Genomic DNA, 13,705 nt, shown 5'->3' with positions numbered 1-13,705 from the left:
GTTCTGTTCCTTGGCACCTGTCAGATGCCGTAGTTGTTGCCTCCGTGGGGTAGAAAAAAATTCGACAAAACGGGATATCGGGAAAAGTCGATATGTAAAGGTAAAAGTGAAACCTACAACTCACTCCCGATCAGCTCGGCGAGCGCGCTGATGGCTGCTTCGTTACGCTTGTAATAGGTCCACTGGCCAATGCGCCGGACTTCGACCAGGCCTGCGCGCTGCAGAGTGGCCAGGTAGTCGGACACCGTCGACTGCGACAGCCCGACGCCTTCCTGGATGCTGCTCACACAGACGCCCACCGTATGAACGTCACCTTCGTCCTGGGGAGGAAAGTGTTTCACCGGGTCTTTCAGGCCTTTGAGGATCTCGAGACGGGTACGGTTCGAGAGTGCCTTGAATATGTCGAGCAGTTCCATGGCGCGATAATATCGGGATTTACCGATATGTCAATGCGGTAAAGGATGATCGGGGCGGCGGTGGCCGCCCCGAGGGCCCTACTGGTTGAGACGCTTGTCGATCAGCCCCTGGACCACGCTGGGGTCGGCGAGGGTGGAGGTATCCCCCAGGTTGTCCAGCTCGTTGCAGGCGATCTTGCGCAGGATGCGCCGCATGATCTTGCCCGAGCGGGTCTTGGGCAGGGCGGGCGCCCACTGGATCAGTTCGGGCTTGGCGAAGCTGCCGATTTCCTTGCTGACCAGGGCCAGCAGTTCGGCCTTGAGCGCATCATCCGGTTCTATGCCGTTCATGGGGGTGACGAAGGCATAGACGCCCTGGCCCTTGAGGTCATGGGGATAACCGACCACCGCCGCTTCGGCGACGCTGTCGTGCAGCACCAGCGCGCTCTCCACCTCGGCGGTGCCGATGCGGTGGCCGGAGACATTGATCACATCGTCGATGCGCCCGGTGATCCAGTAGTCGCCGTCGGCGTCGCGGCGGGCGCCGTCGCCGGTGAAGTAATAGCCGGGCATGGGCTTGAAGTAGGTGTCGACCATGCGCTGGTGATCGCCGTAGACGCTGCGGATCTGCCCCGGCCAGCTGGCTTTGATCGCCAGCAGGCCGGCGCCCGGCCCCTCGATGAGCTTGCCCTTTTCATCCAGCAGCACCGGCTGCACGCCGAACATCGGTTGGGTGGCGCAACCGGGCTTGAGCCTTTGTGTGCCGGGAAGGGGCGTGAGCATGATGCCGCCGGTCTCGGTCTGCCACCAGGTGTCGACGATGGGGCAGCGTTTCTGCCCGACCGCCTCGAAGTACCATTCCCAGGCCTCCGGGTTGATCGGCTCGCCGACACTGCCGAGCAGGCGCAGGCTCTGGCGCGATGTGCCCTGCAGCGGGCCGGAGCCTTCACGCATCAGGGCCCGCAACGCGGTGGGCGCGGTGTAGAAGATGTTCACCTGGTGCTTGTCCACCACCTGCCAGAAACGCGAGGTGTCGGGGTAGTTGGGCACGCCCTCGAACATCAGCGAGATCGCGCCGTTGGCCAGCGGGCCATAGACGATATAGCTGTGGCCGGTGACCCAGCCGACGTCGGCGGTGCACCAGAACACTTCGCCGTCGCGGTAATCGAACACCACCTTGAAGGTCATCGTCGCCTGCAGCAGGTAGCCGGCGGTGCTGTGCAGCACGCCCTTGGGTTTGCCGGTGCTACCGGAGGTGTAGAGGATGAACAGCGGGTCCTCGGCGTTCATCGGTTCGGGCGGGCAGTCGTCGCCGGCCTTTGCCGTTGCCTCGTGGTACCAGAGGTCACGGCCTTCGCTCCAGCTGACGTCACCGCCGGTGCGCTTGACCACGAGCACGCTGCTGACGGCCGGGCAGCTGGCCAGCGCCTTGTCGACATTTTGCTTGAGCGGTATGCGCTTGCCGCCGCGCACCCCTTCGTCGGCAGTGATCAGGGTGCGGCAATCGGCGTCGAGGATACGGTCGCGCAGGGCATCGGGGGAGAAGCCGCCAAACACCACCGAGTGAATGGCGCCGATGCGGGTGCAGGCGAGCATCGCGTAGGCGGCCTCGGGGATCATCGGCATGTAGATGCACACCCGGTCGCCTTTATTCACCCCCCGGGCTTTCAGGGCATTGGCCAGCCGGCACACCTGGCGGTGCAGCTCGCGGTAGCTGATGGCCTTGCTGTCGCTGGGATCGTCGCCCTCCCAGAGCAGGGCGGTCTGTTCGCCGCGCGTGGCCAGGTGGCGATCGATGCAGTTCTGACTGACATTCAGCTGAGCGCCGTCGAACCAGCGCGCACTGCCGGTATTCAGGTCGCATTGCTGCACGCTCGACCAGGGCTTGATCCAGTCCAGGCGCTCGGCCTGCTTGGCCCAGAAGGTGTCGGGGTCGTCCACCGACTGGCGATAGAGGCGATGGTAGTCGTGGTCGGAGAGTGTGGCGGCCTGGCTGACGGCCTGTGCCTCGGGATAGTCGCGGATATCGAACATGGCGGGTGGTCCTGCTCTTGTTAGGGGCGAGGGACTGCAACGGCTATTCGATGGACAGTGTAGAAGGTGGGGGTGCTCCCTGGGGGAAACGCCGTCTGTGTAGGAGCGGCCTTGCGCCGCGAAAGGGCCGCAAAGCGGCCCCAGCAATCAAGGCTTTATTGTTGAAATCCTGGGGCCGCGGTGCGGCCCTTTCGCGGCACAAGGCCGCTCCTACAGACAGAGCGGCTGTCTGGCGTCAGCCGCGGTGACGGCCGCGGAAGTAGTTGATCAGGCCCTGGGTCGAGCCATCCTCGGCGCTGTCTTCCTGAGCGCCGACCAGGCGCTGATACACGCCCTTGCCCAGCTCCTTGCCCAGTTCCACGCCCCACTGGTCGAAGGCGTTGATGCCCCAGACCACGCTCTGCACGAACACCTTGTGCTCATACATCGCCACCAGCGCGCCGAGGCGGCGAGGGCTGATGCGCTCGACCACCAGGGTGTTGCTCGGGCGGTTGCCCGGGATCACCTTGTGCGGCGCCAGCTTGGCGATATCGGCCTCGTTCAGGCCCTTGGCGCGCAGTTCGGCCTCGGCTTCCGCGAGGGTCTTGCCGAGCATCAGCGCCTGGCTCTGCGACAGGCAGTTGGCATACAGCCACTGGTGGTGGTCGGCGACTGGGTTGAAGCTCACCACCGGCACGATGAAGTCAGCCGGGATCAGCTGGGTGCCCTGGTGCAGCAACTGGTGGTAGGCATGCTGGCCATTGCAGCCGACGCCGCCCCAGATTACCGGGCCGGTATCGGTCTTCACCGGGGTGCCGTCGGTCAGCACGCTCTTGCCGTTGGATTCCATGTCCAACTGCTGCAGGTGCTTGGTGATGTTGCGCAGGTAGTGGTCATACGGCAGGATCGCGTGGCTGCGCGCGCCCCAGAAGTTGCCGTACCACACGCCCAGCAGGGCCAGCAGCACCGGCATGTTCTTCTCGAACGGCGCGGTCTGGAAGTGCTGGTCCATGGTGTAGGCACCGGACAGCAGCTCCTTGAAGTTGGCAGTGCCGATGGCCAGGGCGATCGGCAGGCCGATTGCCGACCACAGCGAGTAGCGCCCACCGACCCAGTCCCACATCGGGAAGATGTTCTCTTCGCGAATACCGAAGGCCACGGCGGCGGCCTTGTTGCTCGAAACTGCGATGAAGTGGCGGTACAGCTCGGCTTCCGAGCCGCCTTGGGCCAGGTACCAGGTGCGTGCAGCCTGGGCGTTCTTCAGGGTTTCCAGGGTGTTGAACGACTTCGAAGAGACGATGAACAGGGTGGTTTCGGCGCGCAGCTTGGCCGACAGCTCATGGAATTCGCTGCCGTCGATGTTGGCCAGGTAGTGGCAGCGCACGCCGCGCTGGGCGTAGGGCAGCAGGGCTTCGGACACCAGCTCCGGGCCGAGGAACGAGCCGCCGATGCCGATGTTGACCACGTCGGTGATCGGCTTTTCGCTATAGCCGCGCCACAGGCCGTCATGGATGCGCCCGACCAGTTCGGTGATCTGGTTGAGCACCTTGTGCACGTCGGGCATCACGTTGACGCCATTGACGCTGAGTTTGTCGCCAACCGGACGGCGCAGGGCGGTGTGCAGCACCGGGCGGCCTTCGGAGGCGTTGATGATCTCGCCGTTGAACATCGCCTGGATGGCCGCTTCCAGGTCGACTTCCTTGGCCAGGTTCACCAGCAGGTCGCGGGTCTGCGCGGTAATCAGGTTTTTCGAGTAGTCGAGAAACAGTCCGCAGCTGCTCAAGGAGAACTGCTCGAAGCGCTTGCCGTCGGTGGCGAAGGCTTCGCGCATGCTGAAGCCCTGCATGGCGTCGCGGTGCTGTTGAAGCGCCTGCCAGGCGGGCAGTGCCGTCACATCGTGGGGGTTACGGTAATACGCCATTGCGGGTGGTTTCCTTGGTGCATGGTCAGGCTATGACACTGGCATTCGTTGCCAGTTGCAAGCTGCTCATTATAGGCATTGGCCGGAAACCGGGAATGGGGTAGGGCAGGGTGCGGGATGAAATTTTGTGGGGGCACTCACTCTGTGGGAGCGGCCTTGTGTCGCGAAAGGGCCGCTCACACACGAGTCGAGCTAGGCAGTCTGTGCTTCGAGGTGCAGATACAAGTTGTCGATCAGCCGGGTGTTACCCATGTAGGCCGCGGCGATCACCACCAGGTCACGGTCATCCGCCTGCGCCGGGCGCAGTGTCACGGCATGCCGCACTTCAAGGTAGTCCTTGCCAAAGCCCGCCGCTTCGAGCTGCGCCTGGCCCTCGGCGACCAGCGCCGGGAAATCGCGCTGGCCACGGCGAATCGCCTCGGCCATGCCGCTCAGGACCCGGTACAGCGCTGGCGCGGCGGTGCGTTGCTCGGCACTCAGGTAGCCATTGCGCGACGACAGCGCCAGGCCATCCTCGGCGCGCACGGTCGGCTCGCCGATGATCTGGATCGGCATGTTCAGGTCGCGCACCATGGCGCGGATCACCGCCAGTTGCTGGTAGTCCTTTTCGCCGAATACGGCGAGGTCTGGCTGGACCATGTTGAACAACTTGTTGACCACCGTCGCCACGCCCTCGAAGTGCCCCGGGCGGCTGGCGCCGCACAGGCCTTCGGACAGCTGCGGCACGCTGACCCGGGTTTGCACGGTCATGCCGTCGGGGTACATCTCCTCGACGGTGGGGGCGAACAGCAGGTGGCAGCCGGCCTGGAGCAGTTTTTCCTGGTCGGCGGCGAGGGTGCGCGGGTACTTGTCCAGATCCTCGCCCGCGCCGAACTGCAGCGGGTTGACGAAGATGCTGGCGACCACGAAGTCGGCGCGCTGTGCCGCCTTGGTCACCAGGGCGGCATGGCCGCTGTGCAGGTTGCCCATGGTCGGCACGAAGCCGATGCGCTTGCCTTCGCCACGGGCACGCGCCACGGCGGCGCGCAGTTCACGAACGGTCTTGACGGTATTCATGCGCTGAACCCATGTTCGCTACCGGGGAAGCTGACGTCCTTGACTGCCTGTACGTAGGCGGCCAGGGCGCTCTGGATATCGGGCTGGCCGGCCATGAAGTTCTTCACGAACTTCGGCACGCGGCCGCTCAGCGACAACCCGAGCATGTCGTGCAGCACCAGTACCTGGCCATCGGTGGCGCTGCCGGCGCCGATGCCGATCACCGGAATGCTCACCGCCTGGGTGATTTCCGCGGCCAGTTCGCTGGGCACGCACTCGAGCAGCAGCATGGCGGCGCCTGCCTGTTCCAGGGCAATGGCGTCGGCGCGCATCTGCCGCGCCTGGGCTTCCTGGCGGCCTTGGACCTTGTAGCCACCGAGCACGTTGACGGTCTGCGGGGTCAGGCCCATGTGCGCGCACACCGGCACGCCGCGTTCGGCCAGCAGGCGGATGGTCTCGCCCAGCCAGGCGGCACCTTCGATCTTGACCATGTGGGCGCCGGCGCGCATCAGCTGGGCGGCGTTGGCGAAGGCCAGCTCAGGGGTGGCGTGGGCCATGAACGGCAGGTCGGTGAGGATTAGCGCACCGCTGTTGCCGCGCTTTACGCAAGCGGTGTGGTAGGCCATGTCGTCGTTGCTGACGGGCAGGGTGCTGTCATGGCCCTGCAGGACCATGCCCAGGGAGTCGCCGACCAGCAGGACTTCGACACCCGCATCGCTCGCAGCCTTGGCGAAGGTCGCGTCGTAGCAGGTCAGCATGGTGATTTTTTCACCCTTGGCCTTGAGGCCGTTCAGGGTGGTCAGGGTTACTTCAGGCATGTAGGGGCATCCTCGTTCAGGCGCTGTGAAAGACAACTGCGTACAACGCGTGTATTCATCTTCCGGAGCGGCACATCATCGTTGGTGATGTTCGGGCACAGCTCGGTCCGGGCCTAAATGGGTGATTGCGGCAGAGTGGCGCCGCGGGACGCCTATAGTCGTGAGCGAGGTAAGGGAAGTCAACCAGCGGTGTTACCGCATTGTTACGGTCAGGGTGACACTGGCGTTACCGCCGTCTGGAACGCCCGAATTACAGGCGTTCCAGGCCGACGAACGGGCAATCCTGAAGCAATTGCGCGAGGCTGCGTCCGTCGGCGAGACGGAAGTCAGCCGGTACCAGCTCGGCCAGCGGGTAGAGCACGAAGGGGCGGGCCTGCATGTGGTAGTGGGGCACTTTCAGGCGTGGCACGTCGATGACCTGATCACCGAACAGCAGCATGTCGAGGTCCAGTGTGCGCGGCCCCCAGCGTTCCTGGCGCACGCGGCCCTGGTCGTTCTCGATGCCTTGCAAGGCGTCCAGCAGCGCCAGCGGCGCCAGCGCCGTGTCGATGGCCGCCACGGCATTGGTGTAGCGTGGCTGGCCGGGCAGCAGCGAGTCGCTGGTGTACAGCGCCGAGGCCGCCGCCAGGCGGGTGTCGGCGATCAGGTCGAGGGCCTGCAGGGCGCTGCGCAGTTGCTCGGCAGGCTCGTCGAGGTTACTGCCCAGGCCGATGAAGGCGCGGAGGGTCATGCTCAATCCCACGCCTGGTCGTCTTCACGCTTGCGCTTGCTACCGCTGCGTTTGCGTTTGCGCGGGCCGGCACTGCTGCTGGCGCCATCGTCGCGGCTGCCCAGCTCGCGGATCATGTCGCGGCGCTGGCTGTCGTTGGCATCCTGGTAGTCGGTCCACCATTGGCCCAGGCCGTCGGTTTGCTCGCCGGCGCTTTCACGCAGCAACAGGAAATCGTAGCCGGCGCGGAAGCGCGGGTTGTCCAGCATCACGTCGGCGCGCTTGCCGCTGCGCCGCGGCAAGCGCTCCTGCATGTCCCAGATCTCGCGGATCGGCAGGGTGAAGCGCTTGGGGATGGCGATGCGTTGGCACTGTTCGGCGATCAGGTCGTGAGCCGCGCCGTTCATGGCCGGGATCGGCGGTACGCCCTGGCTCTGCAGGTGCAGCACGCGGCCCGGCAGGGCCGGCCACAGCAAGGCGGCGAACAGGAAGGCCGGGGTCACCGGCTTGCCCTGCTTGACGCGCAGGTCGGTGTTGCTCAGGGCCTGGCTGATCAGGGTATGGGTGTAGGTCGGGCGCTCTTCCAGGGCGTGGCTGCTGGCCGGGAACAGCGGCTCGAACAGTTCCAGGTCGACCAGCATCTCGAAGGTGATCGCGCCCTGGCCGTTGAGGAACAGCTTCAGGCTCTCTTCGAACAGCCGCGCCGGCGGGATGTCGCGCAGCATCGGCGCCAGCTGGCGGATCGGCTGCACGGTGTGCTTCTCGATGCCGAAGTCCAGCTTGGCGGCGAAGCGCACGGCCCGCAGCATGCGCACCGGGTCTTCCTGGTAGCGCTGGGTCGGGTCGCCGATCAGTCGCAACAAGCGGTTGCGGATGTCGTGGACACCGTTGGCGTAGTCGAGAATGCGCTCGCTGACCGGGTCGTAGTACAGGGCGTTGATGGTGAAGTCGCGGCGTTGCGCGTCTTCTTCCAGGGTGCCGTAGACGTTATCGCGCAGGATCCGACCGCTGGCATTGTGCGACGAGCGGTGGCTGTCGGCCTGGTCTTCATCGGAGTGCGGGGCACGGAAGGTGGCGACCTCGATGATCTCGCGACCGAAATGAATATGGACCAGCTTGAAGCGCCGGCCAATGATTCGGGCGTTGCGGAACTCCGCGCGGACCTGTTCGGGCGTGGCGCTGGTGGCGACGTCGAAGTCCTTGGGGGTGATGCCTAGCAACAGGTCGCGCACGCAGCCGCCGACCAGGTAGGCCTGGTAACCGGCCGACTGTAGGCGCTCGACGATGCCCACGGCATGACGGCTGAACTGGCTGCGTTGCAGCGAGTGCTGGCTCTTGTTGATCACTTCAGGCGTGGTGCGCCTGTGGTGCTGGCCACGAACGGGCGGGCGGAACGACTGGAACAGCTTCTTCAGCATGGGATGCACTGTTTGAAGGAATGTTCGGCCAAGGATAGGAGAATGGCCGCATGATGGGCGGGGATTCTAGCATTTACTCGGGGAATGGTGTAGGCGCTATGCCAAGAGGCGATGCAGAAGGGAGAAACGACATGGGGAGCCTAAGCTCCCCATCAAGTCGTTGCGTGCTCTTATTATTTTTTTGTCGGGCTTCTTGTTTTTGTTGAGTGCCCTGTCCACGACGCCTGAAGCGTATGGACGACCCCCAAACCAGGGGTGAAGAGCAAACGGATTGCTTTGGTCGCCGAGTTGATGCTGACCTTGCGGTCCAATCAGTTCAGGTGCTGCTTTTAAGTGCAGTTTTTGTTGTTCTCTGCCTGATCGTGGGGCAAACCCCAAACACAACGCCTCTCCAAAAGAATCAGTTAGCTGCGCCTCCGCCGTCTTGTTTTTATTGTGCGTGAGCCGTTTCGTCTTGTTCTTATTCTGAGTTGCAGTGCTTGTTATTGTTCTTGTACCAGAGATATAGCAGATGCCGTGCCAACTTTTGAAAACCCAATGAAACCGGGGCTTTCGCCGATTCTGGCTGGGTTGGGGCGCGGGCAAATGTAGAAATTTCGTTACCGTACGCCTCGGGAACTGTTACGTCTGACAGCTTGGGTAACAGATTTGCGCAAAGGCTGATGTGTTACCGCACAAACGCAGCGCGGGCGACGCGTCGACCCGAGCAGCCCGCTCCCACGTCACCCTTGCCGAGTACGTGGGAGCGGGCATGTCGGGTCGCCGCATCGCCCGCGATGCATTACGCAGAATCAGTTGTCGCTGGTGGCGTTGCTCTTGCGCCGCGGGATGCCCAGGCGCTGGCGGCGCTCCCACAGGCACTTGCGGCTGACCCCCAGCTTGCGCGCCAGCTCGGTCTCGGTCATGTGGTCCTGGTGTTCGAGCACGAAGTGCTGGAAGTAGTCTTCCAGCGACAGGTCCTCGGTCGGTTCGTGGCTGGCGCTGCTGGCACCGTTGCCCACCAGCGCCGGCAAGCTGTCGAGCACGTCGTCGTCCAGGTCGCTCAGCTCGATGTCGATGCCCAGCAGGTCGGCGGAAATTTCCGCGCTCTCGCTGAGAATCACCGCGCGCTCCACGGCGTTTTCCAGCTCGCGCACGTTACCCGGCCAGCTGTAGTGGCGGATGGCTTGCTCGGCCTCGCTGGAGAAGTGCAGGTCGTCGCGGCCGACCCGCGCGCTCTGGCGCGCGAGGAAGGCGTTGGCAATTTCGTTGACGTCGCTGCCGCGCTCGCGCAGGGCTGGCAGCTTCAGGGCGATCACGTGCAGGCGGTAGTAGAGGTCTTCACGGAACTGTCCGGCCTTGGCCAGGTTCTTCAGGTCGCGGTGGGTCGCGGCGATCAGGCGCACATCGACCTTTTGCGACTGTACCGAGCCGACCCGGCGGATCTCGCCTTCCTGCAGTACGCGCAGCAGGCGGGCCTGGGCTTCCAACGGCAGTTCGCCGATTTCGTCGAGGAACAGCGTACCGCCATCGGCGGCTTCTACCAGGCCGGCACGCCCGGCGCTGGCGCCGGTGAATGCGCCTTTTTCGTGGCCGAACAGTTCGGACTCGATCAGGGTCTCCGGGATCGCCGCGCAGTTCACCGAGATCATCGGCGCCTTGGCCCGGCGCGACAGGTTGTGCAGGGCGCGGGCGACCAGTTCCTTGCCGGTGCCCGACTCGCCCTGGATCAGCACATTGGAGTCGGTGGGCGCGACCTTGCGGATCTTCACGAACAGGTCCTGCATTGGTGCGCAGGAGCCGATGATGCCGATTTCGCCGTTGGCCGCGGCCGGTTTGTCGGCGCCAGCCTTGCCATTGGTGGTTCGCGCTTCGCTGGCGGGCGCCGCGGCCGGTGCGTTCTGGCGATCGCGCAGGATGCGCGCGACGGCCTGGAGCATCTCGTCGTGGTCGAACGGCTTGGCGATGTAGTCCACCGCGCCCATTTTCATCGAGTCCACCGCCGAGCGCAGGCTGGCGTAGCTGGTCATGATCAGCACCGGGGTGCCCTGGCCGAGCTTGATCAGCTCGGTGCCCGGGGCGCCTGGCAGGCGCAGGTCACTGACGATCAGGTCGAAGGTGGCAATGCTGAAGCGTTCCTGGGCTTCCTGCACCGAGCCGGCTTCGCTGACCTGGTACTGGTTGCGTTCGAGCAGGCGGCGCAGGGCCGAACGGATGATGGTTTCGTCTTCGACGATCAGAATGTGCGGCATTGATTCAATTCTCTCGACGGTCGCGAATTTCAGGGGACGTCGCTACGACATGCCGGGGCAGGGTCACGCGGATCCGGGTACCACGTTGGCGCTCGATGTCGGCCGGGCTGTCGATGGTGATTTGCCCATAATGCTCTTCCACGATGGAATAGACCAGAGCGAGCCCCAGTCCGGTGCCTTCGCCCGGGTCCTTGGTGGTGAAGAAGGGTTCGAAGAGGCGGTCCATGATGCTTTTCGGAATGCCGCTGCCTTCGTCCTCGACGATCAGGTCCACGGTGTGCTCGCTGCTTTCGCTGCGCACGCGCACGGCGCTGCCGGGTGGCGAGGCGTCGCGGGCATTGGAAAGCAGGTTGATCAGCACCTGGGCCAGACGTTGCGGGTCGCCCTCGACCCAGTGTTGCGGGTCGCAGAGGTTGAAGAACTGTACTTCGAAATTGCGCCGGTTCAACGCCAGCAGACCAATGGCATCCTGCGCCACCTCGGCCAGGCATACCGGCTCCTCGCTGTTCTGCTGGCTGCCGCCGGCGTGGGCGAAGCTCATCAGCGACTGGACGATGCGCGACACGCGCTTGGTCTGTTCGAGGATCTGGCTGGACAGCTCGATCAGCTCGCCATCGCCCTCGCGTTCTTCGCGCAGGTTCTGCGCCAGGCAGGCGATGCCGGTGATCGGGTTGCCGATCTCGTGGGCCACGCCGGCGGCCAGGCGGCCGATGCTGGCCAGGCGTTCGGAGTGCACCAGCTTGTCTTCCAGGGCCTGGGTTTCGGTCAGGTCCTCGACCAGCAGCACCAGGCCACTGTTGCCCGGGGCCAGCGGCTCGTCGATGGCCGCCTTGTGCAGGTTGAGCCAGCGAGGTTGGCCGTCGAGGGCCAGGCGTTGCTTGTGCAGGTGTTCGTCGGGAAGGTTGATGAAGCCCTGCAGCAGGCCGCGCCACGGTTCGGCGATGGTCACCAGGCGCGAGCCGACCACATGCTTGGCGGCGATCCCGGTGAGCTCCTCCATGGCCTTGTTCCACATCAGGATTTCCTGGTCCTTGGCCAGCGAGCAGACCCCCATGGGTAGCTCTTGCAGGGTCTGGCGGTGGTAGCGGCGCAGGGCGTCGAGCTCGGCGGCAAGGCCGGTGAGGCGCGAGTGATAGTCCTCGAGGCGGCTTTCGATGAAGTGGATGTCCTCGGTGACGTAGTTTTCGTTACCGGACTTGTAGGGCAGGAAGGTTTCGACCATGTCCTGGGCCACGCTTGGGCCCATCAGGCCGGAGAGGTTGGCCTCGATGCGGTCGCGCAGACGGCGCAGGGCGTAGGGGCGGCGCTCATCGAAGGGCAGGTAGAGGTCGCGCAGGGCCTGTTCGACTTCCTTCTGCGCGGCCTTGGCGCCCAGTGGCTTGGCCAGCTGGGTAGCGAACTCCTGGGGCGAGGCTGCGTGCAGTTCGCGGCGTTGCGGCCGGCGCACGTTGTCCACCGCGCACGCCTCGGCGGCGCTGACCTCTTCGCTGCTGGCATTGGTGAACAGCGAGATCAAGGTGAACAGCAACACGTTGGCCGCCAGCGAGGCGATGGCCGCCATGTGCCAGCTGGTGTCGTCCAGCACATAGATCATGTCCAGCAACGGGATGTAGAAGCCCTGCAGGTTGCCCAGCAGCGGCAGCAGCATGGTCACCATCCACACCAGGGTGCCCGCCAGCAGGCCGGCGATGAAACCGCGGCGGTTGGCGGTCGGCCAGTACAGCACCGATAGCACGCCGGGCAGGAACTGCAAGGTGGCGACGAAGGCGACGATGCCCAGGTTGGCCAGGCTCTGGTGGTTGTTCTGGGTCAGGTAGAAGATGAATCCGGCGGTGATGATGGCGACGATCAGCGCTCGACGGGTCCATTTCAGCCAGCGGTAGATATTGCCCTCGGCCGGCGGCTGGTACAGCGGCAGCACCAGGTGGTTCAGGGCCATGCCCGACAGCGCCAGGGTGGTGACGATGATCAGCCCGCTGGCCGCCGACAGCCCGCCGATATAGGCCAGCAAGGCCAGTGCCTCATTGTTGGCGGCAATGCCCAGGCCCAGGGTGAAGTACTCGGGGTTGGTGCTGGCGCCCAGGCGCAGTCCGGCCCACAGCACCAGTGGCACCGCCAGGCTCATCAGCAGCAGGAACAGCGGCAGGCCCCAGCTGGCGCTGACCAGCGAGCGCGGGCTGAGGTTTTCGGTGAATGCCATGTGATACATGTGCGGCATCACGATCGCCGAGGCGAAGAACACCAGCAGCAGGGTGCGCCATGGGCCTTCCTGCAAGGGTGTGTGCAGGGCGGCGAGGGCCGTCTGGTTCTGCAGCAGCCACACTTCCAGGCCGTGGGGGCCGCCGAACACGCCGTACAGCGCGTACAGGCCGATACCGCCCAAAGCCACCAGCTTGATCACCGACTCGAAGGCGATGGCGAACACCAGCCCCTCATGTTTTTCGCGGGTGGCGATATGGCGCGAGCCGAAGAAGATGGTGAACAGGATGATCAGCGCGCAGAAGGCGAACGCCACCCGCGCCTTGACCGGCTCGCCGGTAAGGATGCTGATGGAGTCGGCCACCGCCTGGATTTGCAAGGCCAGCAACGGCAGCACGCCGATCAGCATGATCACCGTGGTCAACGCGCCGGCCCAGGTGCTGCGAAAACGAAACGCCAGCAGGTCGGCCAGTGACGACAACTGGTAGGTGCGGGTGATCTTGAGGATCGGGTAGAGCAGCACCGGCGCCAGCAGGAACGCGCCCGACACCCCCAGGTAACAGGCGAGAAAACCGTAGCCGTACTGGTAGGCCAGGCCCACCGAGCCGTAGAAGGCCCAGGCACTGGCATAGACGCCCAGCGACAGGGTGTAGGTCAGGGGGTGGCGGATGACCGCGCGCGGGATCAGCCCGCGTTCGCTGATCCAGGCCACGCCGAACAGCACCAGCAGGTAGGCGGCGCTGATCAGGATCATCTGGGTCAGGCTAAAGCTCATCGGCATCTCGTTGGCTCTGCAGGATGAAGGTGACGACGATCAGGATCAGCCAGAGCAGGTAAGGGCGATACCAGGCTCCGGTCGGTTCGATCCACCAGTCCATGATGGCCGGGGAGAACAGGTAGATCCCCACGACCAGAAGCAGGACCAAACGATAGATGTACATGCTGGCCTCGAGGGTTGGGCGCTGC

The 13,705-nt window shown here is 64.6% G+C and carries 10 protein-coding genes; all 10 read right to left on the bottom strand.

Annotated elements, in window-relative coordinates:
• Window positions 1-113: 113 nt before the first annotated feature.
• The 10 genes from E3U47_RS11500 to E3U47_RS11455 all read right to left on the bottom strand — a co-directional run bounded on the left by E3U47_RS11500 (window position 114) and on the right by E3U47_RS11455 (window position 13,680).
• On the bottom strand, window positions 114-416 hold the full coding sequence (locus E3U47_RS11500) for a helix-turn-helix transcriptional regulator (RefSeq protein WP_023631021.1): 303 nt from the start codon (window positions 414-416) through the stop codon (window positions 114-116).
• A 78-nt stretch (window positions 417-494) separates the two neighbouring features.
• Entirely contained in the window at window positions 495-2,429 is a 1,935-nt protein-coding gene (acs, locus tag E3U47_RS11495; protein WP_134691563.1) for an acetate--CoA ligase, read from the bottom strand.
• A gap of 235 nt (window positions 2,430-2,664) precedes the next feature.
• Window positions 2,665-4,329 (bottom strand): glucose-6-phosphate isomerase, encoded by a 1,665-nt coding sequence (gene pgi / locus E3U47_RS11490; RefSeq protein WP_134691562.1) that lies wholly within the window; start codon window positions 4,327-4,329, stop codon window positions 2,665-2,667.
• A gap of 192 nt (window positions 4,330-4,521) precedes the next feature.
• Window positions 4,522-5,385, bottom strand: coding sequence for a pantoate--beta-alanine ligase (panC, locus tag E3U47_RS11485; RefSeq protein WP_134691561.1), 864 nt, complete (start codon window positions 5,383-5,385; stop codon window positions 4,522-4,524).
• Complete coding sequence (panB, locus tag E3U47_RS11480; RefSeq protein ID WP_134691560.1) at window positions 5,382-6,182, bottom strand: 3-methyl-2-oxobutanoate hydroxymethyltransferase; 801 nt, start codon at window positions 6,180-6,182, stop codon at window positions 5,382-5,384. Before panB ends, panC begins: the two co-directional genes overlap by 4 nt.
• A 250-nt stretch (window positions 6,183-6,432) precedes the next feature.
• Window positions 6,433-6,912 carry a 2-amino-4-hydroxy-6-hydroxymethyldihydropteridine diphosphokinase gene (folK, locus tag E3U47_RS11475; protein WP_134691559.1) on the bottom strand — a complete coding sequence of 160 codons (480 nt, stop codon included), beginning with the start codon at window positions 6,910-6,912 and terminating at the stop codon, window positions 6,433-6,435.
• A gap of 2 nt (window positions 6,913-6,914) precedes the next feature.
• Window positions 6,915-8,309 carry a polynucleotide adenylyltransferase PcnB gene (locus E3U47_RS11470; RefSeq protein WP_134691558.1) on the bottom strand — a complete coding sequence of 465 codons (1,395 nt, stop codon included), beginning with the start codon at window positions 8,307-8,309 and terminating at the stop codon, window positions 6,915-6,917.
• 791 nt (window positions 8,310-9,100) lie between these two features.
• A complete protein-coding gene (locus tag E3U47_RS11465) occupies window positions 9,101-10,540 on the bottom strand; it encodes a sigma-54 dependent transcriptional regulator (protein ID WP_134691557.1) in 1,440 nt (479 codons plus the stop codon).
• 4 nt (window positions 10,541-10,544) lie between these two features.
• On the bottom strand, window positions 10,545-13,520 hold the full coding sequence (locus E3U47_RS11460; RefSeq protein WP_167659472.1) for a sensor histidine kinase: 2,976 nt from the start codon (window positions 13,518-13,520) through the stop codon (window positions 10,545-10,547).
• A complete protein-coding gene (locus E3U47_RS11455; protein WP_003250005.1) occupies window positions 13,504-13,680 on the bottom strand; it encodes a hypothetical protein in 177 nt (58 codons plus the stop codon). The genes E3U47_RS11460 and E3U47_RS11455 overlap by 17 nt, the downstream gene beginning before the upstream one ends.
• Window positions 13,681-13,705: the final 25 nt, after the last annotated feature.

It is taken from the genome of Pseudomonas sp. RIT623 (genome assembly GCF_004519305.1).
GTDB lineage: Bacteria > Pseudomonadota > Gammaproteobacteria > Pseudomonadales > Pseudomonadaceae > Aquipseudomonas.
Note: the sequence above shows the minus strand (reverse complement) of the source record. Positions and strands in the feature narration are given on the sequence as shown.

Bases quoted from the DNA above. Each gene is read 5' to 3' on its own strand.
- folK (WP_134691559.1), bottom strand. From the start codon at position 6,912: ATGACCCTCCGCGCCTTCATCGGCCTGGGCAGTAACCTCGACGAGCCT.
- E3U47_RS11500 (WP_023631021.1), bottom strand. From the start codon at position 416: ATGGAACTGCTCGACATATTCAAGGCACTCTCGAACCGTACCCGTCTC.
- panB (WP_134691560.1), bottom strand. From the start codon at position 6,182: ATGCCTGAAGTAACCCTGACCACCCTGAACGGCCTCAAGGCCAAGGGT.
- E3U47_RS11465 (WP_134691557.1), bottom strand. From the start codon at position 10,540: ATGCCGCACATTCTGATCGTCGAAGACGAAACCATCATCCGTTCGGCC.
- E3U47_RS11455 (WP_003250005.1), bottom strand. From the start codon at position 13,680: ATGTACATCTATCGTTTGGTCCTGCTTCTGGTCGTGGGGATCTACCTG.
- acs (WP_134691563.1), bottom strand. From the start codon at position 2,429: ATGTTCGATATCCGCGACTATCCCGAGGCACAGGCCGTCAGCCAGGCC.
- E3U47_RS11460 (WP_167659472.1), bottom strand. From the start codon at position 13,520: ATGCCGATGAGCTTTAGCCTGACCCAGATGATCCTGATCAGCGCCGCC.
- panC (WP_134691561.1), bottom strand. From the start codon at position 5,385: ATGAATACCGTCAAGACCGTTCGTGAACTGCGCGCCGCCGTGGCGCGT.
- pgi (WP_134691562.1), bottom strand. From the start codon at position 4,329: ATGGCGTATTACCGTAACCCCCACGATGTGACGGCACTGCCCGCCTGG.
- E3U47_RS11470 (WP_134691558.1), bottom strand. From the start codon at position 8,309: ATGCTGAAGAAGCTGTTCCAGTCGTTCCGCCCGCCCGTTCGTGGCCAG.